This window comes from Eubacterium sp. MSJ-33 (assembly GCF_022174665.1).
Classification (GTDB): Bacteria; Bacillota; Clostridia; order Lachnospirales; family Lachnospiraceae; genus Coprococcus_C.
In genome coordinates this window covers 630944-654360 of record NZ_CP076562.1, presented here as the reverse complement: position 1 = coordinate 654360, position 23417 = coordinate 630944, and the positions used below count along the sequence as shown (strand labels likewise).

The window sequence follows — 23417 nt, the reverse complement described above, 5'->3', positions numbered from 1 at the left end:
AGAGTATGAAGCAGTTTGTATTTACAGAATGGAATAAGAAGAAGCTTGGTATCCTGTTTGAGGATGGAAAAGCAATGGAAATCCGATGTTATGAGGATGGCAGTATTCTTGGAAATGTTTATAGGGCGAGAGTCTCGAACCTGTCACCGAACATCAATGCAGCGTTCGTGGATATCCAGAAGGGTGAGAGCTGTTATCTGTCGATGGACGATTACCATGGTGAGAAATTAAGGGTTGGTGATCTGCTGACGGTGCAGGTTGTGCGGGACAAGATTAAGACAAAACGCTATGCGGTGACGACGGATATTTCGTTGCAGGGAGATTATGCGGTGACAACCCTTTTTGCACCGGTCGGAGTTTCCACCAAGATTACAGACAGTTCAAGGAAGAAAAATTTAAAGACTTTGATGCAGAAAATCCTTTTGGCAGAGCAGGAAGCACAGCTCTATCTGGCGGAAGGGAATGCGGTAGAGACTGAACGAATAAAAAAGATTGACATCGGCGGTATTATCCGGACACAAGCAGAGTATGCGGAAGATGCTGTGATTGAACGGGAGATTGAAACACAGGCGAGACTGCTTTATTCAATTATGAAAAAAGCGGAATATGCAACACAATATACCTGCCTGTATCACACAGAAGTCGAATACATCAAGGATATCCGGCGGATGCATGCGTTACAGGATGTGGAGATTGTGACTGATATTTCAGAGGTAACGGAAGCAATCCCGGAGATTCCGCTCTATACGGATGCATATACACTTGCGCTTCGATATTCGTTTGCAAGTCTGCTTAAGAAGACACTTTCAAAGCGTGCATACTTAAAGTCCGGGGCGTATCTGGTGATTGAACCGACGGAAGCAATGACGGTGATTGATGTCAATAGCGGAAAGTCGATCAAAGGGAAAAATGCGGAGGAACAGTTCCTAAAGATCAATATTGAAGCGGCAAAAGAGATTGCAAGACAGCTTCGCCTGCGGAATGTCTCCGGAATTGTGATGATTGATTTCATCAACATGAAGGAAGACACACACAATCAGGAGCTTGTGAAACGGCTGGCAGAATTTGTACGTACCGATCCGGTTCGGACAACTGTGGTAGATATGACAAAACTTGGTCTTATCGAGTTAACAAGACAAAAAGGAAAACGTGCATTGCACGAAGTATTTTCTGAAAATAATAAGTTGACATAAAAAAATACAAAATATTATATTTTTTGTGTTGACAAACATCTATTCAGATGCTAATATATACGAGTGTGCCGCACAGTGGGGTACAAGTCTGCAATCATGCAGCACCGAAACTGGCGAGTAATGATAATAGGAGGAAACCATATGTACGCAATTATAGCAACAGGCGGAAAGCAGTACAAGGTAGCTGAAGGAGATATCATTAAGGTAGAGAAGCTTAATGCTGAGGAAGGCTCAGAGGTATCATTCGACGTAGTTGCAGTGAATACTGACAAAGATGTACTTTGTGGAGATGCTTGCAAGAGCGCTTCTGTAAAGGCAACTGTTCTTGGTGAAGGTAAGGGTAAGAAGGTTGTTGTTTACAAGTACAAGAGAAAGACCGGCTATCACAAGAAGCAGGGTCACAGACAGCCGTTTACTCAGGTTAAGATTGAAGCAATCAACGCTTAATTGAAACTATGATACAGGCAATGTTTTATATGTATCCGGACAAGACTTATCGGGGTTTTTCGGTAAGCGGACATGCAGGCTATGAGAACGCAGGCAGAGATATTATCTGTGCTTCCGTATCAGCGCTTGTTATTAATACAGTGAATGCGGTAGATGCACTCACAGAAAATGTTTGTGTATGCGAGCAGGATTCTTCCGGAAGCATAAAATTTAAGTTTTCATCGAGTGGCGATGAACAAGGACAATTATTGATCCGTACCTTAGATTTGGGACTTTCCAATATTGAGAAGGAATACGGAAAGAAGTATTTGCAAGTACACTACAAGGAGGTGTAACGACTATGTTAAGAATGAATTTACAGTTCTTTGCTCATAAGAAGGGTGTTGGTTCTACTAAGAACGGTAGAGATTCAGAGTCTAAGAGACTTGGCGCTAAGAGAGCAGACGGACAGTTTGTAAAGGCTGGTAATATTTTATTCAGACAGCGTGGAACTAAGATTCATCCTGGTGTAAACGTTGGTATCGGCGGAGACGACACATTATTTGCACTTGTAGATGGTGTTTTACGTTTCGAGAGAAAGGGTAGAGATAAGAAGCAGGCTTCTGTATACCCTGTTGAATCAGCTGAGTAAGAAAGCACTAGAAGAGCCGGGAGTTATATCCCGGCTTTTTCTGGATTTATGAGTTAATTTGGTAATCGTATTTATGAGGGAGGGTGTCCCATGTTTGCAGATAGAGCGAAAATATTTATAAGATCAGGAAAAGGCGGCGATGGACATGTGTCATTTCGTCGGGAATTATATGTGCCGGATGGTGGTCCGGACGGCGGCGACGGCGGTGATGGCGGCGATGTTATCTTCGTGGTAGATCCCGGATTAAATACGCTTACGGATTTCCGTCATGTGCGTAAATATGTGGCACAGGATGGAGAGGAAGGTGGAAAAAGAAACTGCCATGGTGCCAACGGAAAAGATATTATACTGAAGGTTCCGGCAGGTACGGTTGTAAAGGATGCGGAGACCGGAAAAATAATCCTGGATATGTCGAATAAGACAGAACCGGTGACGCTGCTCAAAGGCGGCAGAGGTGGCAAAGGAAATCGTCAGTATGTGACATCGGTCATGCAGGCACCGAAATATGCACAGCCGGGAAAACCGGCGAAAGAGCTTTGGGTAACTCTGGAGCTTAAGATGATCGCGGATGTCGGACTGGTTGGATTTCCGAATGTCGGAAAATCTACATTCCTGTCACGTGTGACGAATGCAAAACCGAAGATTGCAAACTACCATTTCACTACACTCAATCCGAATCTCGGTGTGGTAGATCTTGGAGAAAAACAGGGATTTGTAATCGCAGATATTCCGGGTATTATCGAAGGGGCATCAGAAGGTGTAGGACTTGGAATCGAATTCTTACGTCACATCGAGCGAACAAAAGTGCTGATTCACATCGTTGATGCTGCATCAACGGAAGGCAGAGATCCAATTGTGGATATCGAGGCAATCAATAAGGAATTGCGTCAGTACAATGAAGAATTGGCAAGCCGTCCGATGGTGATCGCAGCGAATAAGTGTGATGCATTGTATGGTGAGGATTACGAGACAGTCATCCAGTTATTGAAAGATGAATATGAACCAAAGGGAATCAAAGTATTTCCAATATCAGCAGTATCCGGTAAGGGCGTTGAGGAATTGCTGTGGTATGTAAATAAATTAGTGAAGGAAGCACCGGATGAGGTGATTGAATTTGCTCCGGAGATGGATGTTGAGTTCATGGATGATCCGGAACTTCCATTCGAAGTAACAAAGTCAGAGGAAGAACATGTATTCCTTGTAGAAGGCCCAAGAATCGAGAAGATGCTTGGTTATACGAATCTGGAGTCCGAGAAGGGATTTGCTTTCTTTCAGCGTTTCTTAAAGGACAATGGAATCTTGCAGATGCTTGAAGATCTTGGCATTGAAGAGGGAGATACTGTAAGATTGTACGGTTTGGAGTTTGATTATTATCGTTAATGAAAAGGAAAGAGGAAAGAATATGACAAGTAAGCAGAGAGCTTATCTAAAGAGTCTGGCAATGAATGCCGATACGATTATGAATATTGGAAAATCCAGCCTGACACCGGAGGTCTGTACGGCAGTCAGTGAGGCATTAGAAAAGCGTGAACTGGTGAAAATCGGCGTGTTGAAAAACTGTCTTGATGATCCGAAGGAAATCGCGGCTGTGATGGCAGAGCGTACACATAGTCAGGTCGTACAGGTCATTGGCAAGAAGATCGTATTGTATAAGAAGAGAAAGAAAGATCCGAAGATTGTTCTACCGGAATAAGATGGCAGAGGTTAATTTTGATCAATTTCATAGGATTGCAATTCTTGGGGGAACGTTTAACCCGGTGCATGCAGGACATGTGGCAATTGTACAGGCGGTCTTAAAAACGCGGCCGAAAATAGAACAGCTTATCTGTATGCCGAACCATATACCGGCATACAAAGAGAACGCTGCAATTGTGGACGGAAGCATGCGGCTGGATATGCTGCGGCTGGCGATGGCACACATTCCAAGGGTTTCGGTCAGTGGCTTTGAATTGAAACGGGATGGATACACATATACGGTGGATACATTTACGCGGTTGAAACAGTTGTATCCGAAGCTTCAGATTGAATTTGTGATTGGCGATGATTCGTTGTTTCAGTTACACAAGTGGTATGCGTTTGAACAACTGGCTGATCTCTGTGAGATACTGGTTGTCGCGAGGGGTAAACAGCAGGATATGATTGAAACGTATATCCGTGAGTTTTGTACAAGGTATCCGGCATTCCGGATTTCCTATGTGAAGATGCCGCAAGTTATGGTTTCATCGAGTGAGATACGAGCCAGGATCGCTAAGGGAGAATCCATACAGGGACTTGTACCGGACGATGTATTAGAGTATATAGAAACACATGCGCTTTATAAGCAGGAGGCTGGGAGAAGACAGATATGATGACACGAGAAAAAATGTTAACACGTTTAAAGGGAAAAATCAGTGCGGCCAGACTGACACATTCTCTTGGAGTTGAGTATACTGCGGCCTGTCTGGCAATGGTGTATGGAGAAGATGTGGAGAAGGCCCGCGTGGCAGGACTGCTACATGATTGTGCAAAGGGGCTTCCGACGAAGACAAAACTGGAAAAAGCGAGAAAACATGGACTTCCGGTCAGCAAGTATGAGGAGAAGAACCCAGATATGTTGCACGCGAAACTTGGAGCGTATTATGCAAGATATAAATATGATGTGGTCGATCAGGTGATTTTAGATGCAATTACGTATCATACAACCGGTCGTCCGAACATGACAATATTGGATAAAATTATCTTCGTTGCGGATTATATTGAACCAAATCGGAAGATGCTCCCGGAGATGGAAGAAATTCGGAAGGAAGCTTTTACGAATCTGGATGTTTGTGTGATCCATATATTGAAGAATACGCTTGATTATCTGAGCAAGACGACGGCAGAGATGGACTATATGACGCAGAAAACATATGATTTTTATGTAGTTCATAATATGGAACTGTAAGGGAGACAGGATATGGGTGAGAATAAATTTCTTCGAACAATTGTAAAAGCGCTTGATGATAAAAAAGGAAATAATATCCGTGTAATTCGGATATCTGAAATTTCTTCCATGTGCGATTATCTGGTGATTGCAGATGGTTCCAACCGTAATCAGGTACAGGCAATGTGCAATAATGTGGAGCATGCGATGCGGGAAGCTGGTGCGGAAATGAAAAATCGGGAAGGTTATGCAAATGGAGGATGGATTTTGCTGGATTATTATGATATAATTATTCATGTATTTTCAGAAAAAGAGAGATCCTTCTATGATTTAGATCATATCTGGAGGGATGGAGAGCTTTTACAACCGGGGGAATATTAATTTGAATAGTAAAGAAAAACTGATTCAGGATAACTATAAGAAAGTAAATCAGATATCTGCCAGATGCATGCGTGTGATTGTAGCAATTCTGGCACTTGCGTTTTTGTATTGTTATTTCGGTACGGATATGGATGATTCCGTATTGATTGTTTTCTTTGCGTCGGCAATTTTTATTGCGTTGATTCCTACTCTGATTATCAACATATTAAAATTCGATCATGCACCTGTGACAAAGCATATTGTCATTATCTGTGTCTGTCTGATTGCAACACTGATGCTGACACTTTTGTCAACGTATGCATATCCAATCATGTTGTTCCCAATTCTTTTGGCATCACTTTATTATAACCAGACACTTGTTCTGTTTGCATCACTGCTGATGTCATGCGGTATTGTTGTATCTAATTATTTTTCATACCGTTTTTCAAATGTATTTATTGGATTTCCGTGCGAGACGTTCGAAGAGGCAATGTTATCTTATGTGGTTCCGCAGATTGTGGTTGTATTCGGACTTTCTGTTGCTGCATATTTTATTGTACAGCGAAATTCCATGATGATTAATTCGGCAATCAATATGGCGGTTACTATGCAGGATAACCAGACGGGGCTTATCTTCTCGTTTGCGGAGATCAGCGAGAGTAAATCGAAGTTTACCGGGGAACATATCAAGCGTGTTGCAGCCTATATGCGTGTATTAGCGAAGGCATCCGGTTTTGATGATGAATATGTGGAGATGGTATCAACGGCATCAATGATGCACGATATCGGTAAACTGATGATCAGCGAAGAAATTCTTGATAAACCGGATAAGCTGACGGACGAAGAATATCAGATTATGAAGAATCATGTCTTATATGGAGAGGCACTTCTGGAGAAATGTCCGGGTGAATTGATGCATCTGGCGTGCGTTCTGGCGAAAGAACATCATGAACGCTGGGATGGAACCGGCTATCTAGGTATGAAGGGCGAGGAAATTGCTTATATCAGCCGCCTGATGGCAGTTTGTGATGTGTTTGATGCATTGACCTCTGACAGATATTATAAGAAGGGCTGGTCGTTGGAAGATACGTTTGATGAGATTATTCGGTTATCGGGCAAGAGCTTTGATCCGAAGGTTGTCAAATTATTCATTCAGCATTTTGATGAATTCAAAGAGATACATAACCGTATACCGGACAAGCAAAAATACTAAAGAGAAATGGAGTACCTGCTATGTATAAAATTATGAATGCATACATGAGCAAGGTTCAGCTACAATCGGGACCGGAACTGCAGCAAAGACTTTGTGACATTGTAAATAGTATAAAAGAGATTAAGAGTTTTTCGGTCACAGAACACTTTAAACAATTTGCGATTAATATGAAACTGCAGTCGTTCTCTGTGGAAAAAGCAGCGGCAGTTTTTCATGAATTGCAAGGGAAGATTGCGAGTCCTTATTCGGCATTTTATGTCCGGTTTAACGAGGGAAGATGTGTACGATACCGGTTTATTACATGTAGGGAAGATAAACAGGGGATTTACTGTGATTTTATATTCAGTTAGATAGTATAGTAAGTAAAAAGACAGATTTCATTAGATATGAAATCTGTCTTTTGTATTAATGAAGTTAAATTCTATAATTAGAATGTTCGGAAAAGACCAATGACCTTTCCAAGAATCTGAAGTTCTCCGTCCTGTACGATGATAGGATCCATCGTATCATTTTCCGGCTGTAACCGATAATAACCGGATTCTTTGTAGTAGGTTTTTACGGTTGCGGAATCATCAATCAGAGCAACAACCATCTCTGTATTTCTTGCAGTCTGAGCTTCTTCACACATAACCAAATCCCCGTCGAAGATACCGGCATTGATCATACTGTCGCCTTTGACCTTTAACATGAATGTATTTTTCCCGTTCGCGTGCAGATATTCCGGTGGAATTGGAAAATACCCTTGAATGTTCTGCTCTGCAAGAATTGGTTCCCCACAGGTGACAGTACCGACAATCGGTACATTGATAACTTCTCTTCTGGAAAGATTAAATTCATCATCCAAGATTTCAATTGCGCGTGGTTTAGTTGGATCTTTGCGGATATATCCTTTTTCCTCCAATGATTCCAGATGTGCATGAACAGAAGAGGTGGATTTTAAATGAACTGCCTCACAAATCTCCCGTACAGCAGGTGGATAGCCCTTTTGCAAGATGCATTCTTTTAGATATTCCAATATTTCCCGCTGTTTATCAGTCAGGTTTCGATTCGCCATATCATATCCCCTTTCTTTCGATTTATAAACTAAAACTATGATAGCATAGAATACAAAAAAATGCAAACAAATGTTCTGCTTTCCGTTTCAAAACAAAAAACATCGGAAAAACTTTGAATTTTCGTAAGAAATGCAGTATAATATCCTAGACTTTGTATGTCGTTAGAAATGAGATATAAAAGGAGAGCAGGTTTTGAACGAAAAGTTATTACATACACCCGAGGGCGTCCGGGATATCTACGATGCCGAGTGTAAGAAGAAAAAGAAAGTGATTTCACGGATTCATCATGTGTTAGAGCTGTACAGTTATCAGGACATTGATACACCGAGTTTTGAATATTTTGATATTTTTAATATGGATAAGGGGTCTGCAGCTTCCAATGAAATGTATAAGTTTTTTGACCGCAATAACAATACATTGGTTCTGCGTCCGGACATCACACCAAGTATCGCAAGAAGCGTCGCAAAATATTATCCCGAGGAACAGCTTCCGATTCGTCTTTGCTATTCAGGAAATACATTTTTGAATACACATCAGCATCAGGGAAAGCTTTCTGAGTTTACTCAGATTGGTGGGGAACTTATCAATGATGACAGTTCTGCTGCCGATGCAGAGATTATTGCCTGTGTGATTCATTGCCTGCTTGCAGCGGGCTTAAAGGAGTTCCAGATTGAAATTGGCGAAGTTGAATTTTTCAAGGGGATGATTGAAGAAGCTGGGCTGGACGATGAGACAGAACAGCGAATCAAGGAGTACATTCATTCAAAGAATTTCTTTGGTTTGACAGAATTTGTGAATACACTGGAAATTCCGGAGGAACGCAAGGTTGCTTTGAAAAGCTTTGAGAGTCTGTTTGGTGGTCTGGATATGCTTGATTATGCAGAAAAGCTTGTGACAAATGATGCATCGTTGGAAGCGATTGCACGTATGCGGAAGGTATATAATGCGCTTACAAGTTATGGGTATGAAAAATACATCAGCTTTGATCTGTCTATGATTAACCGATTTAATTATTATACCGGAATTGTGTTCCGCGGTTATACATACGGAACAGGAGATGCAATCGTTAAGGGTGGCCGTTACAACAACCTAATGGAGAAATTTGGTAAGAAAGCTCCATCTGTTGGATTCGCGATTTATGTCGATGATTTGATGAGTGCAATCGCCAGAAATAAGATTGATGTAGGACTTGATTATTCCAATGTACTTGTTCTGTACAAAGAGGAAAATCAAAAGGACGCAATTGCATATGCATGTAAGCTGCGTGCTGAAGATCAGAAGGTGGAACTTGTTCGGATGTCCAGACGACATGATTTGCAGGAGTATATTGATTATGCACATAAGATGCATTTTGCAAAATTATGTTACTTTGAGGCTGCGGATAAGATTACAGAATATTAAGGAGAGACTATGCGTTATTTAACATTTGCATTGGCAAAGGGACGTCTTGCCAAAAAGACACTTGCGATGTTTGAACAGATGGGTATCACCTGTGCAGAGGCAAAAGATCCCGATACAAGAAAATTGATTTTTACAAATGAGGAGTACAAAATCCGATTTTTCTTAGCAAAAGCGTCCGATGTACCAACGTATGTGGAGTATGGAGCAGCGGATATCGGTGTTGTTGGAAAGGATACAATCATGGAAGAAGGCCGTAATCTGTACGAGGTTATGGATCTTGGCTTTGGAAAGTGCCGGATGTGCGTATGCGGACCGGCATCTGCACGGGAATTGCTTTCTAAAAATGAAATTATCCGTGTGGCGAGTAAATATCCGAATATTGCAAAGAATTATTTTAGTGAGAAGAAAAACCAGACAGTGGAGATTATCAAGCTGAACGGTTCAGTGGAGCTGGCACCACTTGTGGATCTGTCGGAGGTAATCGTGGATATTGTGGAGACTGGTTCAACTTTACGGGAAAATGGATTGGAAGTTTTAGAAGAAATCTGTCCGCTTTCTGCACGTGTGGTTGTCAATCAGGTCAGTCTCAAGATGGAACATGAGAGAATCCGGAAGCTGTTAAATGATTTGAATGAGATTATTCACTAGAAATGGTGCAGTAAGTATATGTAAGTACATAAGGAGGCTTTTAAGATGCGTATTGTAAAGTTGACAGAAGATACCAAGAAAGACATTTTGACCAATCTCTTGAAGCGTAGCCCGGATAATTATGGAAGCTATGAGGAGACCGTAAAGAATATCGTTTCTGATATTCATGACAGAAGAGATGCAGCATTATTTGAATATACTGAGAAGTTCGATCATGCGAAGATTAATGCGGACAATGTGCGTGTGACAGAGGCAGAGATTGAAGAAGCGTATAATCAGATAGATGCAAAGCTTTTGGAAACCATTCGTAAAGCAATCGTGAATATCCGCACCTATCATGAAAAACAGAAGCAGTATAGTTGGTTTGATTCTGAGAATAACGGTACTCTGCTAGGTCAGAAGGTAACACCACTTGCGAAGGTTGGCGTATATGTACCGGGTGGCAAGGCTGCGTATCCTTCTTCTGTACTTATGAATGTCATCCCTGCCAAAGTTGCAGGTGTTGGTAAGATTATAATGACAACGCCTTGTAATGCAGAGGGAAAGGTGTATCCGACAACGCTGGTTGCCGCAAAGGAAGCCGGTGTGGATGAGGTTTATAAGGCCGGTGGTGCTCAGGCGATTGCCGCGCTTGCTTATGGAACAGAATCCATTCCAAAGGTTGATAAGATCGTAGGACCCGGGAATATCTTCGTTGCACTCGCAAAACGGTGTGTATTCGGACATGTCAGCATTGATTCGGTTGCAGGACCGAGTGAGATTATGGTGCTTGCTGATGAGACCGCCAACGCAAGATATGTTGCTGCAGATCTTCTTTCACAGGCAGAGCATGATGAGATGGCATCTGCAATTCTTGTTACGACTTCCGGGGAGCTTGCAAAGAAGGTAAGTGCGGAAGTGGATGGTTTTGTAAAGGAATTATCCAGAAAAGATATTATTCAGAAATCTCTGGATAACTATGGATATATTCTTGTTGCGGATACGATGCAGGACGCAATTGATACCGTCAATGAGATCGCAAGTGAACACTTGGAGGTTGTTACAGCAAATCCGTTTGATACGATGACACGGATTCAGAATGCCGGTGCAATCTTCCTTGGAAGTTATTCTTCCGAGCCGCTCGGCGATTACTTCGCTGGACCAAACCATGTGCTCCCGACAAACGGAACCGCGAAGTTCTTCTCGCCTCTTTCTGTGGATGATTTTATTAAGAAGTCCAGCATTATTTACTACTCGAGAGAAGCGTTAGAGGAAGTCCATCAGGACATTATTGATTTTGCGGAGGCTGAGTATCTGACTGCACATGCAAATTCAATTAAAGTAAGATTTGAAAAATAACAGGGGGTATGGCATATGGCAAATCGCATAGGTGTTGTATCAAGAAAGACAAATGAGACGGATATCCAGATGGAGCTGAATTTGGATGGAAGCGGATATGCAAAGATAGATACCGGGATCGGATTTCTGGATCATATGCTTGCAAGTTTTGCAAAGCATGGATTTTTTGATCTGAATTGCAAGGTGACAGGAGACCTGTTTGTCGATAGCCATCATACAATTGAGGATACCGGAATTGTGCTTGGACAGGCAATTGCGAAGGCAGTCGGTGACAAGCAGGGGATTAAGCGCTTTGGCTCTTTTATGCTTCCGATGGATGAGACATTGGTGCTTTCGGCGTTGGATTTATCCGGGCGTCCGTATCTGGTATATGATCTGCAGCTTTCTACACCGCAGGTAGGTTATTTTGACACACAGATGGTGAAGGAGTTCTTCTATGCAGTTTCGTATTCCGCGATGATGAATCTGCATATCAAACAGCTTGCCGGTTCCAACGATCATCATATTATTGAGGCAGCGTTTAAAGCGTTTGCAAAAGCATTGGATGAGGCAACACAGTATGACAGCAGGCTTTCCGGACAGGTACTTTCAACCAAGGGAAGTTTGTAAAATATATGCAGGAGGATAGAATGGAAGAAAAGAAGATTGGCTATAAAACGCTTACGGCTGCAATTCCTTTTTCGGAGTTCAAATTAAATGATGCAGGGTTGATTCCTGCAATTGTGCAGGATGATGAGACCGGTGATGTATTGATGCTTGCATATATGAATGAGCAGTCTTATCAGAAAACTATGGAAACCGGACTTATGACGTATTTCAGCCGGAGTCGTCAAAGTTTGTGGTTAAAAGGTGAGACAAGCGGACATTATCAATATGTACAGAGCCTGTATCTGGATTGCGATAATGATACAATTCTCGCACGGGTAAAACAGGTTGGTGCAGCCTGCCATACCGGAAGCAGGAGCTGTTTTTTTAAAAATATGTTGAAAGATGCGTAATTGGAGGGTAAACTATGATACATGTATGGAGCGAGTTACTTATTTATGTGATAAAGTTCCTGGCTATGCTTGTTTGTGCTGGCCTTGGAATTATGGTCGGAAAGAAAATCCGCAAGAATAAAGATGCAAAAAACCAGGAGGAAATTTGACGTGAAAAATTACGGCGTGAATGAATTACGTAAGATGTTTTTGGAGTTCTTTGAGAGCAAGGGCCATTTGAAGATGAACAGCTTTTCGCTGATTCCACACAACGATAACAGCCTGCTTTTGATTAACTCCGGCATGGCACCGCTGAAGCCTTATTTTACCGGACAGGAGATCCCGCCACGCAGACGTGTGACAACTTGTCAGAAATGTATCCGTACCGGAGATATCGAGAATGTAGGTAAGACAGCCAGACATGGCACATTCTTTGAGATGCTTGGAAACTTCTCGTTTGGTGATTATTTTAAACATGATGCGATTCACTGGACATGGGAGTTTTTGACAGAGGTTGTCGGACTTGATAAGAATCGTTTGTATCCTTCTGTTTATCTTGAAGATGATGAGGCATTCGATATCTGGAATAAGGAAATCGGGGTAGACAAAGATCGTATCTTCCGTTTTGGTAAAGAAGATAATTTCTGGGAGCATGGCGCAGGTCCTTGTGGCCCATGTTCCGAGGTCTATTATGACCGTGGAGAAAAGTATGGCTGTGGCAAGCCGGGCTGTACAGTTGGCTGTGATTGTGACCGTTATATGGAAGTATGGAACAACGTATTCACGCAGTTTGATAACGATGGCCATAACAATTATACTGAACTTGAACAGAAAAATATTGATACCGGTATGGGTCTGGAGCGTCTGGCAGTTGTTGTACAGGATGTAGACTCTATCTTCGATGTAGACACGATCAAAGCACTGCGTGATAAGGTATGTGGTATGGCAGGTGTTACATATGAAGAAGATGCAAATACAGATGTCAGCATCCGTGTTATCACTGACCATATCCGCTCAGTTACATTTATGACATCTGATGGTATTCTGCCATCCAACGAAGGCCGTGGTTATGTACTACGTCGTCTTCTTCGTCGTGCAGCAAGACATGGCAGGCTGCTCGGCATCAAGGGCGCTTTTTTAGCAGAGCTTTCCAAGACAGTAATCGAAGTATCCAAGGATGCTTATCCAGAGCTTGCGGAGAAGCAGGAGCATATTTTCGCAACTTTAAATACTGAGGAAGAAAACTTCAATAAGACGATTGATCAGGGACTTTCCATTCTGAACGGATATGTGGAAGATATGAAAGCAAAGGGAGAGAAAACTCTCTCTGGCGAACACGCATTTAAGTTGTATGATACTTATGGTTTCCCACTTGATCTTACCGTTGAAATTCTGGAAGAGTCCGGATTTGCTGCAGATGAGGAAGGGTTTAAGGCTTGTATGCAGGAACAGCGTGAGCGTGCAAGAAAAGCAAGAAAAACAACCAACTATATGGGCGCTGATGCGACAGTCTATGAGCAGATTGATGTTGCAATCACAACGGAATTTGTTGGTTATGACAGACTGGCACATAAATCTGAGATTGTGGCAATCGCAGGGGAAGATGCGGTTGTAGACAGCCTTTCCGAGGGCGAAAATGGTTCGATTCTTGTCAAAGAGACACCATTTTATGCAACGATGGGTGGTCAGTGTGGTGATTCTGGTGTAATTGAGACAGCAACTGGTAAATTCATTGTTAAAGATACGATTAAGGTTGTCGGTGGCAAGATTGCACATATCGGTTATGTAGAAAATGGCGAGATTAAACTTTCTGATACAGCAAATCTTTATGTCGATGCAGATAAGCGTCTGCATACCTGTATGAATCATTCTGCAACACATTTGCTGCAGAAGGCATTGAAGACAGTTCTCGGCGGACATGTCGAACAGGCGGGTTCTTATGTAGATCAGGATCGTCTCCGGTTTGACTTTACACACAATCAGGCACTTAGCAAAGAAGAAATCGAGAAGGTAGAGGCAATTGTCAACGAGAAGATTGCAGAGGATCTTTCAGTCGTAACGAAGGTTATGAGCCTGGAGGAGGCAAAGAAAACAGGTGCTATGGCACTTTTTGGAGAGAAGTATGGTGAGACGGTACGTGTTGTCAATATGGGAGATTTCTCGATTGAGCTTTGTGGCGGTACACATGTAGAAAAAACAGGTGTGATTGCAACATTTAAGATAGTGTCAGAGACAGGTGTTGCAGCGGGTGTTCGTCGTATTGAGGCACTTACTTCCCGTGGTGCATTTGCATATTATCATAATCTGGAGAATACATTGAAACAGGCATGTGTTGCAGCAAAGGCAGAACCGACCAACCTTGTAGAGAAGATTGAATCAATGCTTGCTGAAATCAAACAGTTACAGTCTGAGAACCAGAAACTCAAAGATAAGATGGCAAAGGCTGCAGTTGGAGATGTATTGTCCGATGCAGTTGCAGTTGGCGATTATAAGCTGCTTCCGGTATCTGTAAATGGCGTTGATATGAACGCTCTTCGCAATCTAGGCGATGAGATGAAGACAAAGATTGCATCCGGCGTAGTCATCTTAGCTTCCGATATGGGAGATAAGGTTAACCTGATTGTTATGGCAACAGATGATGCAGTTAAGTCTGGCGCACACGCTGGAAATATCATTAAGAAGATTGCACCGATGGTTGGTGGTGGCGGTGGTGGCCGTCCAAACATGGCACAGGCAGGTGGTAAGAATCCTGCAGGTATCAAGGGTGCACTTATAGAGGGAATTAAGGAAGCTGAAGCACAGCTTTCATAGATTTTGACATAATTAGAAAGTGAGGAATATAATATGGCATTAGTACCTACCGTCGTAGAGCAGACGAGCCGAGGCGAGCGCGCTTACGATATTTATTCAAGATTGTTAAAGGAGAGAATTATCTTTCTTGCAGACGAAGTAAACGATACAACCGCAAGTCTGGTTATCGCACAGCTTCTGTTTTTGGAATCAGAGGATCCTTCTAAGGATATCAGCCTCTATATCAACAGTCCGGGTGGATCTGTGTCAGCCGGATTTGGTATCTATGATACGATGAATTATATCAAATGTGATGTATCAACAATCTGCGTTGGTATGGCAGCCAGCATGGGAGCATTCCTTCTGGCAGGCGGAACAAAGGGAAAACGAATTGCACTTCCAAACTCAGAAATCATGATCCATCAGCCACTGGGTGGTCTTCCGGGACACAATCAGGCAACAGATATGAAGATTGCAACCGATAACATTCTTCGTACAAAGGACCGTTTAAATCGTATTTTAAGTGCGAATACTGGTAAGTCCATGGAGGAAATCGAGCGGGATACCGATCGTAACAATTGGATGACAGCCGATCAGGCACTTGAATATGGTCTGATTGATCACATTTTTTCAAGTAGAGATGAAGTGAAATAAGAAAAAATGTAAATTCGTGACAATAAATTTCAATTTTTGGTTGACGAATTTGATTTATGTGTTATAATCTAACTTGTGCAATTTGGTAAATACCCAAACAGTTGTTTATGAAACGCACAAACACGAGATATTTTACAACTGGAGGGAGGGTGAGAGAAGTATGTCAAACGTAATCGTAAAAGAGAATGAGACTTTAGATAGCGCTCTTCGCAGATTCAAGAGAAACTGTGCGAAAGCCGGTATTCAGCAGGAGATTCGTAAGAGAGAGCATTACGAGAAGCCAAGCGTAAAGCGTAAGAAGAAGTCTGAGGCAGCTAGAAAGCGCAAGTTCAAATAATACAGACATTAAGGTGTTACTATTTTAGTAGCACCTTTTTTATTTGTATTCAGATACTGGTATTGAATCAACACATAAAGAAGCATTCCTCTGCATATATTGAAATGAAACCGATCCGGAGATGGAATATGACGCAGGTGCATTTTTATGATCAGGTATGTGTACATGTGGATGGATACAGGCAGATTCTCTGTTTTGATACGGAACAGATTCTGCTTCAATGTAAAAAAAATCTGTTGCTTATTGAAGGAAAATCGCTTCGTATTGCTTCTTTTGATGGAACGGAAATGACAGTCCGTGGGAATATAACAGGTGTGCGCTGGAAGACAGAGGAGGTTGAAGTCCGTGCGTAAAATATGGGAAATCTGTGCACATCGTTGTGTGATTCATATAAGTGGCTGGGAAGTGGAAAGATTTTTAAATATCTGTAAACACAATCAAGTTTCTTTTTCTGATATTATAACGGATAAGACTGGAATTTTTGCTACTATAACATACAAGCAATGGAAACGGGTATGCGAATTAAAAGAAAAATGTCAGGTACAATGTAACATTGTGACTGAGATGGGCATGGTTCCGTTTCTGCTCAAATATAAAAAAAGAATTGCATTTCTCATTAGTCTTTGCCTGTGTTTTGGAATTGTCTTTTATTCTTCTTTATTCATCTGGCATATCGATGTAGAGGGGACAGAGATATATACCGAGGAGGAAATCGTGGAGTATATCAGTCATAATCTTGTTCCGATAGGGACAAAAAGAAGCGATGTTTCGATTGCTCAACTAGAAAAAAATCTGCGTATACAATACGATCAGATGGCTTGGATTACCTGTGAGACAGATGGAACAAGACTGATTGTACGGATTGTAGAAACAATTGATAAAGAAGAAATCAAAAGTTTTGATACGCCATGTAATATTGTGGCAATCAAAGATGGTGTTGTTCTGGATCTGCTTGCAAAAAGCGGAAAAAAAGTTGCTGCACCCGGAGATGAAGTGAAAAAAGGAGACATTTTGATTACAGGTGTTGTAAATGTCTATAATGAATATGAGGAATTGATAGAGACAAATTATGTTGCTGCAGATGGATTGGTGTATGGACAGACGAAATATGAATATTTGCAGTCATTTTCAATGGATTTTACTGAAAAAAAACAAGGAAAAAAGAAAAAGACGGGATATGGCATACAGCTTGGAACAAAAGTAAAGACGTTGTATGAACCATATGATACAGAAGGGTACGAACAGGTAGCTTCGATTCATACATTTCATATTGGAAATGCATATTATCTTCCGCTTTCGTTTATAATCACAAAATATTATATGCCTGAATATAAAACAAACACATATACAGAACAGGAAGCTAAAGAAAAGCAGAACCGTATGCTTCAGAAGTATATCGGGGACCTGAAGAAAAAAGGGGTGGAAATACTGGAAAATAATGTTACAATAGAAATCAAGGATGGAATCTGTACAGCGGCAGGAACTTTAGTTGTAAGAGAAATTATCGGAGCTCCGGAAGTATTTACAATTCCAGAATCAACGATACAGAAAAATGAGGAATAAGATCATTTATGAGTGCATATTTTGAGACAATTACAGTACCGGCGAGTCAGATACAGGCAGTGTTTGGGCAGTTTGACCGGAACATTAAAAATCTGGAAAAAGCATATCATGTGGCAGTTGTATTAAGGGATGATAAACTGCGTATAACCGGATCGGAAGGAAGTGTAAAACGGGCAGTTTCTGTGATTGAGCAGCTCGTGGCGTTAGCAGACAAAGGGGAAGAAATTACCGATCAGAATGTGAATTATGCAATATCCTTGTCAAAGACTGGAGAGGAAGCGGCGGTTTCCACACTTGCGGCTGATTCGAATATCATCTGTCATACGACAAACGGAAAACCAGTGAAAGCAAAGACGCTTGGACAGAAGAACTATGTGGAGGCAATCGATAAGGACATGATTGTGTTTGGCGTTGGACCGGCAGGTACAGGAAAGACATACCTGGCGATGGCAAAAGCAATCACAGCATTTAAAAACAATGAGGTAAATCGCATTATCCTTACACGACCGGCAATTGAAGCCGGAGAGAAACTTGGATTCCTTCCTGGAGATTTACAAAGTAAAGTAGACCCCTATCTGCGTCCGCTTTATGATGCATTGTATGAGATTATGGGTGCAGAAGCGTTTATGAAGAACATGGAGAAGGGATTAATAGAGGTGGCTCCGCTTGCTTATATGCGCGGTCGAACTTTAGATAATGCATATATTGTATTGGACGAGGCACAGAATACGACACCGGCACAGATGAAGATGTTTCTGACGCGCATAGGGTTTGGTTCAAAAGCAATTATAACCGGGGATCTGTCGCAGAAGGATCTGCCGAAGGATACGCAGTCGGGATTGGAGGTTGCACTTCGGGTATTACATGAAATCGATGAGATTTCGGTGATACGCTTTACAAGCGAGGATGTGGTACGTCATCCGCTTGTACAGAAGATTGTGAATGCTTATGAGGTATACGAAAACAGACATAACAAGGATAGGAAAACAGCACAAAACAAACATTAAAATGAAGATAAAACTTGATTATCTGATATATTTGGGATAAAATGTAACAGGCAATAAAGGAGCGATACATTGAGCGTATTTTTTGAGAATGAATTAGATACTGAAATTCCTGCACATTATCAGGATATTGTTGAAGATATCGTTGAGGCTTCTCTCGATTTTTTGAAATGTCCGTATGAATGTGAGGTGAATGTGATTTTTACAGATCATGCAGGAATCCAGGCAATCAATAAAGAATATCGAGATATCGATGCACCAACGGACGTTCTTTCTTTTCCGATGATTGAATATGAAGTGCCGGGGGAGTTTGACTTCTGTGAACAAAGTCCTCTCGATTATTTCAATCAGGATAGTGGAGAACTGATGCTCGGTGATATCATTTTGAATGTAGACCGAATTGCCGAACAGGCGAAGGAATATGGACATACCAGACGACGCGAAGTTGCATTTTTGACTGCACACAGTATGTTGCATCTGGCAGGATATGATCATATTGATGATTCAGAACGTCTGCATATGGAAAAACTTCAGGAAGAGATTTTAACAAAGAAAGGATATACTAGGGACAATGAAGAAGAATAAATTAAAAAAGTTGTCTGTATTTGCACTGACAACAGCACTTACAGTATCATGCTTGGCAGGATGCGGAAAGAAAGATGATAAAGAGCAGGCAGTAATCACTACAGAGGCGGCCGCTACTATGTCGGATGCGAATATTGAACTGGCACCGACAAGAGAAGGATATGTAATCAACGAATTTTCCGGTGAATGGATTGATGAAAGCTTGGAGAACCAAAGACCACTTTGTATTATGATTAATAACATCGTGGATGCTATGCCGCAGTCCGGTATATCTCAGGCAGATATCACGTATGAGATGCTAGTAGAAGGTGGAATTACAAGATATATGTGTGTGTTTAAGGATTATTCAAATCTGAGCAAGCTGGGACCGGTTCGTAGTGCAAGACATTATTATGTTCAGATGGCAAATATGTTGGATGGTATTTATGCACATGTTGGATGGTCGACCTTTGCCGAGGATCAGATTAAGGCAAGCGGTACAAATAACCTGAATGGATTGTATGATTCTACAACTTTTTATAGAGATAACTCCAGAGTAGCCCCGCATAACTGTTATACAGACAGTGAGAAATTAAAACAAGGAATTGCGGAAGCTGGATATAATACAGAATACACGAACGCTCGTAAAAAGGCATTTGCTTTTAATACAGAGGATACAGGATTAGGCAATGGACAGAAGGCAACAAAGGTAACAACAGCCTATGATAGTAGCAGTACCAGATGGTATGAGTACAATGCAGATGAAAAACTTTATTATCGTTTTCAGTATGGTGAGAAGCAGATTGATGATCAGACAAATGAGCAGCTTCGTTACAAAAATCTGATTGTTATGTTTGTAGAGTATTCCGATATTGGTGGAGGACTTCAGAATATTGCATGGGAGAAGACAGGTACAGGATATTATGTCACAGATGGTGAGTATGAAACGATATCCTGGAGGCTGGATGATGGTGTAATTAAGTATTATACAGCGGATGGAAATCAGTTAAAGATGAATCCGGGTAAGACATTCATCACAGTATTTGATGAGACAAAAACAGATCAGATTACTTTTGAATAATTAAATAAATATATGGAAATAATTTCTTCAAGGAGTTGATGCCATGAAGAAATTATTTTTATATTTTGTTTTGTTTGTCGGAATATTTGTATTGTGCTTTATACTTGCCAATGAGTATTTCAATCAGAAAATGATAGAAAAACAGGGAGAAAAGATGGATATCGCCCAAGATTCGATATCGATTGAAGTGAATGATGAACAAACAGAGTATTATGTTGGAATCCGCAATGGAAGGGTTGTTGTATATGAATCAGATACGGATCAAGTATATGAATATACAGAAATTGATGCAGATCTGATAGAACGTCTGCATCCGGCATTGTATCAGGATTTATTAAAGACAGTGCCGTTCGATTCAAAGAAAGAAATGTATCGATATTTGGAGTCATTATCAAGTTAAGAATACGGTGAGGATGCCTATGATGGGAAAGTACGATGTGTGTGTAGTTGGAGGCGGAGCGGCTGGAATGACAGCCGCAATTGCCGCTGCGGAAAAAGGCTGCAGTGTCTGCATCATTGATAAAAATAAAAAGCTTGGAAAAAAACTGTATGCAACCGGAAACGGGAGATGTAATCTTGCAAATATAGATATGGTTTACAACCATTTTCATTCGTCGTCCAAGAAGGCAGGTGTTTTTTTAGAAAAATGCATGGGCGACAAGCCGAATAGTCAGTTGTTTTCCTTTTTACATACGATTGGTATTTTTGAACATTGTGTAGATGGATATTATTATCCAAGGTCAATGCAGGCATCGGCGGTGGTGTGGGCTTTTACAGACAAGCTACGGACATTACCGGTCGAGATTTGCCTTGGACAGACTGCTACTCGGATACAAAAACAGAAAACTTGTTATAAGATCTTTCTAGGGAATGATACAATTATAGCATCACAGGTTATACTTGCCTGTGGCGGCCGATCCTATGCATCGTTAGGTGGATGTGACTGTGGATACCGGATTGCAGATATACTAGGCATCAAACAAGAACAGCAGCGCCCGGCACTTTGTGCAGTGCTGACAGAAGAAGATACAGAGGAAATCAAAGGCGTTCGAGTTGCCTGTTCCGTAGAGTATGAAAAAGAACAGGAAAAATATCGTCAGCTGGGAGAACTTCAGTTTACAGATTATGGATTGTCGGGGATTATGATGTTTAATTTGTCTTCTGAAATCGGAGATGCACTTGATAAAGGAGAATCCGCAGTTGTATATCTGGACTTCTTATCTGCAGTAGAAGAGTCTGACTTTCTGGCAGGTATAGAACTGAATCGAAGTGTCTATGGATATCTGAATGCGTATATCCCGGATAAACTTGCTTTATATATTCTAAAAGCATGTGGACAAAATCCAAAGCAAAAGCTGTTAGAAATACAGAAATCTCAAGCGCAGAAGATATACAGAAGGTGTAGAAGATTTCCTTTTCATATACAGGCACTAAAGGATTTTGAACAGGCGCAGGTGACGGCAGGCGGGATTTGCCTGGAAGAAGTGTATCCGGAAACTATGGAATGTAGGAAATATCCGGGTCTTTATGCGACCGGAGAAATGTTAGATATTGATGGTGACTGCGGTGGATACAATTTGACGTTTGCAATATTGACCGGATTACGTGCAGGGAGAGCATGCCATGTTAAGAATTAATCAGATAAAAATACCGGTACAGGAAGATGAACTGCCGGCATTAAAGAAAAAGATTGATAAGATGCTTCGGTGCAGGCAGCCTTATCGGTTTCATATAATCCGCAAATCTTTAGATGCGCGGGATAAGATGAATTTGATGCATATTTATACGGTTGATATAGAATTAGATGATTTACATTCCATTTCTAATAAAATAATTGACAATAAGAATATTATGTCAACCAAAGAAGCAAAATATAATTTTCCGTATCTGACAACAAAGAAAAATCCTTTGCGTCCGGTTATTATTGGAGCTGGTCCGGCAGGATATTTTGCAGCTTTGCAGTTAGCTCGTGCCGGATATTGTCCACTTGTATTTGAACGTGGAAAAAGTGTCGAAGAGCGAACGATAGATGTAGAAGCGTTCTGGAATGGCATGCAATTGATCTGCGCCAATTCGAATGTTTCTTTTGGTGAAGGAGGAGCCGGTACATTTTCAGATGGAAAACTGAATACGGGAATCAAAGATAAATCTGGAAGAATACAGGCAGTTATCCGCGATTTTATTCGGTTTGGTGCTCCGGAGGAGATTGCATATCTGAACAAACCTCACATAGGAACCGATGTTTTAAAGCATGTTATGAAGAATATGCGAAGCGAAATCCGCGCCTGTGGTGGAGAAATCTTTTTTTCTCACCAGTTTGTCAAAATATCCCATACAAAATCAGGAAATCTAGAACTGGAGATAAAAGACCTGAAGACACAGGAGCCAAAAAGTGTGATTACAAATGCATGTATACTTGCGATTGGACATAGTGCGAGAGATACATTTGCGATGTTACATGATACAGGTGTTACAATGGAGGCAAAATCATTTGCAATGGGACTTCGTATCGAACATGCGCAGGCAATGGTGAATGCAAGTCAGTATGGTACGAGTGAGCAGGCAAAACTGCTTCCTGCGGCGGATTATAAGATGACATACCGTTCCAGTAAAGGACGTAGTGTATATAGCTTCTGTATGTGCCCGGGTGGATTTGTTGTAAATGCGTCATCTGGTGAAGGGCAGAGTGTGGTAAATGGTATGAGCAACCATGGAAGAGACGAGGAAAATGCAAATTCTGCCATTGTTGTGAATGTAACACCAGAGGATTTCATAGCAGATGGATTTGCAGAATATGGTGTGCTTGCCGGTATAGAATTTCAAAAAAAATATGAACGGCTTGCTTACGAAGAAGGAAATGGTAGAATTCCGGTACAGAGGTTTGAGGATTATCGGGCGAATCGGGTATCGACAGCTTTTGGAAGTGTGAAGCCAAATATCCGTGGCAGTTATCAATTTGCGAACCTGAATAATTGTTTGCCAGCCTATATAAATGATGCTATAATTGAAGGGATTTTGGATTATGACCGCAAATTAAAAGGCTTTTCGACCGGGGATGCTGTATTGTCAGGTATTGAATCACGCACATCATCGCCGGTGCGGATCGTACGTGATGAAGCATATCAAAGTGCTTACACAGGATTATTTCCATGTGGTGAAGGTGCTGGATATGCAGGAGGGATTACTTCTGCAGCGGTGGATGGAATTAAAGTAGCAGAAGCGGTTGCGGAATATATTAACAACATAGAATAAAGAGGGA

General features: G+C 41.4%; 29 protein-coding genes. 28 read left to right on the top strand and 1 reads right to left on the bottom strand.

From position 1 onward, the window contains the following. Window positions 1–5: 5 nt before the first annotated feature. The 11 genes from KP625_RS03040 to KP625_RS02990 all read left to right on the top strand — a co-directional run bounded on the left by KP625_RS03040 (window position 6) and on the right by KP625_RS02990 (window position 7096). The gene (locus KP625_RS03040; protein WP_238299211.1) at window positions 6–1193 is read left to right on the top strand and encodes a ribonuclease E/G; all 1188 of its coding nucleotides are present in this window, start codon (window positions 6–8) and stop codon (window positions 1191–1193) included. 141 nt (window positions 1194–1334) lie between these two features. After that, window positions 1335–1640, top strand: coding sequence for a 50S ribosomal protein L21 (gene rplU, locus KP625_RS03035; protein ID WP_021985561.1), 306 nt, complete (start codon window positions 1335–1337; stop codon window positions 1638–1640). An 8-nt stretch (window positions 1641–1648) separates the two neighbouring features. Next, on the top strand, window positions 1649–1975 hold the full coding sequence (locus KP625_RS03030) for a ribosomal-processing cysteine protease Prp (RefSeq protein WP_238299209.1): 327 nt from the start codon (window positions 1649–1651) through the stop codon (window positions 1973–1975). 5 nt (window positions 1976–1980) lie between these two features. Further along, window positions 1981–2271, top strand: a complete 291-nt coding sequence (gene rpmA, locus KP625_RS03025) for a 50S ribosomal protein L27 (RefSeq protein ID WP_196019899.1) — start codon at window positions 1981–1983, stop codon at window positions 2269–2271. A gap of 90 nt (window positions 2272–2361) precedes the next feature. Continuing rightward, a complete protein-coding gene (gene obgE / locus KP625_RS03020; protein ID WP_177970137.1) occupies window positions 2362–3651 on the top strand; it encodes a GTPase ObgE in 1290 nt (429 codons plus the stop codon). Between the two features lie 22 nt (window positions 3652–3673). Next, the gene (locus KP625_RS03015) at window positions 3674–3964 is read left to right on the top strand and encodes a YhbY family RNA-binding protein (protein WP_021985557.1); all 291 of its coding nucleotides are present in this window, start codon (window positions 3674–3676) and stop codon (window positions 3962–3964) included. Window position 3965: 1 nt separating this feature from the next. Continuing rightward, window positions 3966–4619 carry a nicotinate (nicotinamide) nucleotide adenylyltransferase gene (gene nadD / locus KP625_RS03010; RefSeq protein WP_238299206.1) on the top strand — a complete coding sequence of 218 codons (654 nt, stop codon included), beginning with the start codon at window positions 3966–3968 and terminating at the stop codon, window positions 4617–4619. Then, entirely contained in the window at window positions 4616–5194 is a 579-nt protein-coding gene (gene yqeK, locus KP625_RS03005; protein ID WP_238299204.1) for a bis(5'-nucleosyl)-tetraphosphatase (symmetrical) YqeK, read from the top strand. The genes nadD and yqeK overlap by 4 nt, the downstream gene beginning before the upstream one ends. Window positions 5195–5206: 12 nt before the next feature. Further along, the gene (gene rsfS / locus KP625_RS03000; protein ID WP_177970139.1) at window positions 5207–5554 is read left to right on the top strand and encodes a ribosome silencing factor; all 348 of its coding nucleotides are present in this window, start codon (window positions 5207–5209) and stop codon (window positions 5552–5554) included. A gap of 1 nt (window position 5555) precedes the next feature. Further along, window positions 5556–6746 carry an HD-GYP domain-containing protein gene (locus KP625_RS02995; RefSeq protein WP_238299202.1) on the top strand — a complete coding sequence of 397 codons (1191 nt, stop codon included), beginning with the start codon at window positions 5556–5558 and terminating at the stop codon, window positions 6744–6746. Window positions 6747–6766: 20 nt separating this feature from the next. Then, entirely contained in the window at window positions 6767–7096 is a 330-nt protein-coding gene (locus KP625_RS02990; RefSeq protein WP_238299201.1) for a hypothetical protein, read from the top strand. A 77-nt stretch (window positions 7097–7173) separates the two neighbouring features. On the opposite strand, the gene lexA is transcribed toward KP625_RS02990, so the two are convergent. After that, window positions 7174–7800, bottom strand: a complete 627-nt coding sequence (lexA, locus tag KP625_RS02985; RefSeq protein ID WP_238299199.1) for a transcriptional repressor LexA — start codon at window positions 7798–7800, stop codon at window positions 7174–7176. Between the two features lie 193 nt (window positions 7801–7993). Here lexA and hisZ point away from each other — a divergent pair, with 193 nt between their 5' ends. The 17 genes from hisZ (at window position 7994) to KP625_RS02905 (ending at window position 23410) form a co-directional block, all read left to right on the top strand. After that, window positions 7994–9202, top strand: coding sequence for an ATP phosphoribosyltransferase regulatory subunit (gene hisZ, locus KP625_RS02980; RefSeq protein ID WP_238299197.1), 1209 nt, complete (start codon window positions 7994–7996; stop codon window positions 9200–9202). 9 nt (window positions 9203–9211) lie between these two features. Further along, entirely contained in the window at window positions 9212–9850 is a 639-nt protein-coding gene (gene hisG / locus KP625_RS02975; protein ID WP_177970730.1) for an ATP phosphoribosyltransferase, read from the top strand. 45 nt (window positions 9851–9895) lie between these two features. Next, window positions 9896–11188 carry a histidinol dehydrogenase gene (hisD, locus tag KP625_RS02970; protein ID WP_177970729.1) on the top strand — a complete coding sequence of 431 codons (1293 nt, stop codon included), beginning with the start codon at window positions 9896–9898 and terminating at the stop codon, window positions 11186–11188. A gap of 15 nt (window positions 11189–11203) precedes the next feature. Continuing rightward, window positions 11204–11797, top strand: coding sequence for an imidazoleglycerol-phosphate dehydratase HisB (gene hisB / locus KP625_RS02965; RefSeq protein ID WP_177970728.1), 594 nt, complete (start codon window positions 11204–11206; stop codon window positions 11795–11797). Between the two features lie 35 nt (window positions 11798–11832). Continuing rightward, window positions 11833–12186, top strand: coding sequence for a phosphoribosyl-AMP cyclohydrolase (gene hisI, locus KP625_RS02960; RefSeq protein WP_370641435.1), 354 nt, complete (start codon window positions 11833–11835; stop codon window positions 12184–12186). Window positions 12187–12200: 14 nt separating this feature from the next. Further along, window positions 12201–12335, top strand: coding sequence for a hypothetical protein (locus tag KP625_RS13555; RefSeq protein WP_255731647.1), 135 nt, complete (start codon window positions 12201–12203; stop codon window positions 12333–12335). Between the two features lies 1 nt (window position 12336). Continuing rightward, complete coding sequence (alaS, locus tag KP625_RS02955) at window positions 12337–14976, top strand: alanine--tRNA ligase (protein ID WP_238299196.1); 2640 nt, start codon at window positions 12337–12339, stop codon at window positions 14974–14976. Window positions 14977–15009: 33 nt separating this feature from the next. Then, window positions 15010–15609 carry an ATP-dependent Clp endopeptidase proteolytic subunit ClpP gene (clpP, locus tag KP625_RS02950; protein ID WP_238299194.1) on the top strand — a complete coding sequence of 200 codons (600 nt, stop codon included), beginning with the start codon at window positions 15010–15012 and terminating at the stop codon, window positions 15607–15609. A gap of 160 nt (window positions 15610–15769) precedes the next feature. Further along, entirely contained in the window at window positions 15770–15946 is a 177-nt protein-coding gene (gene rpsU, locus KP625_RS02945) for a 30S ribosomal protein S21 (RefSeq protein ID WP_021985542.1), read from the top strand. A gap of 104 nt (window positions 15947–16050) precedes the next feature. Beyond that, complete coding sequence (locus KP625_RS02940) at window positions 16051–16299, top strand: YabP/YqfC family sporulation protein (RefSeq protein ID WP_238299192.1); 249 nt, start codon at window positions 16051–16053, stop codon at window positions 16297–16299. Continuing rightward, a complete protein-coding gene (locus KP625_RS02935; protein WP_238299191.1) occupies window positions 16292–17509 on the top strand; it encodes a sporulation protein YqfD in 1218 nt (405 codons plus the stop codon). The genes KP625_RS02940 and KP625_RS02935 overlap by 8 nt, the downstream gene beginning before the upstream one ends. 8 nt (window positions 17510–17517) lie before the next feature. Next, the gene (locus tag KP625_RS02930; RefSeq protein ID WP_238299189.1) at window positions 17518–18516 is read left to right on the top strand and encodes a PhoH family protein; all 999 of its coding nucleotides are present in this window, start codon (window positions 17518–17520) and stop codon (window positions 18514–18516) included. Between the two features lie 69 nt (window positions 18517–18585). Continuing rightward, entirely contained in the window at window positions 18586–19098 is a 513-nt protein-coding gene (gene ybeY, locus KP625_RS02925) for an rRNA maturation RNase YbeY (protein ID WP_238299187.1), read from the top strand. After that, window positions 19085–20158 carry a DUF3048 domain-containing protein gene (locus KP625_RS02920; RefSeq protein WP_238299178.1) on the top strand — a complete coding sequence of 358 codons (1074 nt, stop codon included), beginning with the start codon at window positions 19085–19087 and terminating at the stop codon, window positions 20156–20158. The genes ybeY and KP625_RS02920 overlap by 14 nt, the downstream gene beginning before the upstream one ends. A 43-nt stretch (window positions 20159–20201) precedes the next feature. Then, complete coding sequence (locus tag KP625_RS02915; RefSeq protein WP_238299176.1) at window positions 20202–20558, top strand: hypothetical protein; 357 nt, start codon at window positions 20202–20204, stop codon at window positions 20556–20558. A gap of 19 nt (window positions 20559–20577) precedes the next feature. Beyond that, entirely contained in the window at window positions 20578–21795 is a 1218-nt protein-coding gene (locus KP625_RS02910; protein WP_238299174.1) for an aminoacetone oxidase family FAD-binding enzyme, read from the top strand. After that, a complete protein-coding gene (locus tag KP625_RS02905; RefSeq protein ID WP_238299172.1) occupies window positions 21782–23410 on the top strand; it encodes an NAD(P)/FAD-dependent oxidoreductase in 1629 nt (542 codons plus the stop codon). Before KP625_RS02910 ends, KP625_RS02905 begins: the two co-directional genes overlap by 14 nt. Window positions 23411–23417: the final 7 nt, after the last annotated feature.

Bases quoted from the DNA above. Each gene is read 5' to 3' on its own strand.
- rpsU (WP_021985542.1), top strand. From the start codon at position 15,770: ATGTCAAACGTAATCGTAAAAGAGAATGAGACTTTAGATAGCGCTCTT.
- KP625_RS02920 (WP_238299178.1), top strand. From the start codon at position 19,085: ATGAAGAAGAATAAATTAAAAAAGTTGTCTGTATTTGCACTGACAACA.
- KP625_RS02905 (WP_238299172.1), top strand. From the start codon at position 21,782: ATGTTAAGAATTAATCAGATAAAAATACCGGTACAGGAAGATGAACTG.
- KP625_RS03015 (WP_021985557.1), top strand. From the start codon at position 3,674: ATGACAAGTAAGCAGAGAGCTTATCTAAAGAGTCTGGCAATGAATGCC.
- KP625_RS03040 (WP_238299211.1), top strand. From the start codon at position 6: ATGAAGCAGTTTGTATTTACAGAATGGAATAAGAAGAAGCTTGGTATC.
- lexA (WP_238299199.1), bottom strand. From the start codon at position 7,800: ATGGCGAATCGAAACCTGACTGATAAACAGCGGGAAATATTGGAATAT.
- hisG (WP_177970730.1), top strand. From the start codon at position 9,212: ATGCGTTATTTAACATTTGCATTGGCAAAGGGACGTCTTGCCAAAAAG.
- hisD (WP_177970729.1), top strand. From the start codon at position 9,896: ATGCGTATTGTAAAGTTGACAGAAGATACCAAGAAAGACATTTTGACC.
- clpP (WP_238299194.1), top strand. From the start codon at position 15,010: ATGGCATTAGTACCTACCGTCGTAGAGCAGACGAGCCGAGGCGAGCGC.
- obgE (WP_177970137.1), top strand. From the start codon at position 2,362: ATGTTTGCAGATAGAGCGAAAATATTTATAAGATCAGGAAAAGGCGGC.
- KP625_RS02990 (WP_238299201.1), top strand. From the start codon at position 6,767: ATGTATAAAATTATGAATGCATACATGAGCAAGGTTCAGCTACAATCG.
- KP625_RS02930 (WP_238299189.1), top strand. From the start codon at position 17,518: ATGAGTGCATATTTTGAGACAATTACAGTACCGGCGAGTCAGATACAG.
- hisB (WP_177970728.1), top strand. From the start codon at position 11,204: ATGGCAAATCGCATAGGTGTTGTATCAAGAAAGACAAATGAGACGGAT.
- KP625_RS13555 (WP_255731647.1), top strand. From the start codon at position 12,201: ATGATACATGTATGGAGCGAGTTACTTATTTATGTGATAAAGTTCCTG.
- rpmA (WP_196019899.1), top strand. From the start codon at position 1,981: ATGTTAAGAATGAATTTACAGTTCTTTGCTCATAAGAAGGGTGTTGGT.
- rplU (WP_021985561.1), top strand. From the start codon at position 1,335: ATGTACGCAATTATAGCAACAGGCGGAAAGCAGTACAAGGTAGCTGAA.
- KP625_RS02940 (WP_238299192.1), top strand. From the start codon at position 16,051: ATGAAACCGATCCGGAGATGGAATATGACGCAGGTGCATTTTTATGAT.
- KP625_RS02910 (WP_238299174.1), top strand. From the start codon at position 20,578: ATGATGGGAAAGTACGATGTGTGTGTAGTTGGAGGCGGAGCGGCTGGA.
- rsfS (WP_177970139.1), top strand. From the start codon at position 5,207: ATGGGTGAGAATAAATTTCTTCGAACAATTGTAAAAGCGCTTGATGAT.
- KP625_RS02915 (WP_238299176.1), top strand. From the start codon at position 20,202: ATGAAGAAATTATTTTTATATTTTGTTTTGTTTGTCGGAATATTTGTA.
- nadD (WP_238299206.1), top strand. From the start codon at position 3,966: ATGGCAGAGGTTAATTTTGATCAATTTCATAGGATTGCAATTCTTGGG.
- KP625_RS03030 (WP_238299209.1), top strand. From the start codon at position 1,649: ATGATACAGGCAATGTTTTATATGTATCCGGACAAGACTTATCGGGGT.
- yqeK (WP_238299204.1), top strand. From the start codon at position 4,616: ATGATGACACGAGAAAAAATGTTAACACGTTTAAAGGGAAAAATCAGT.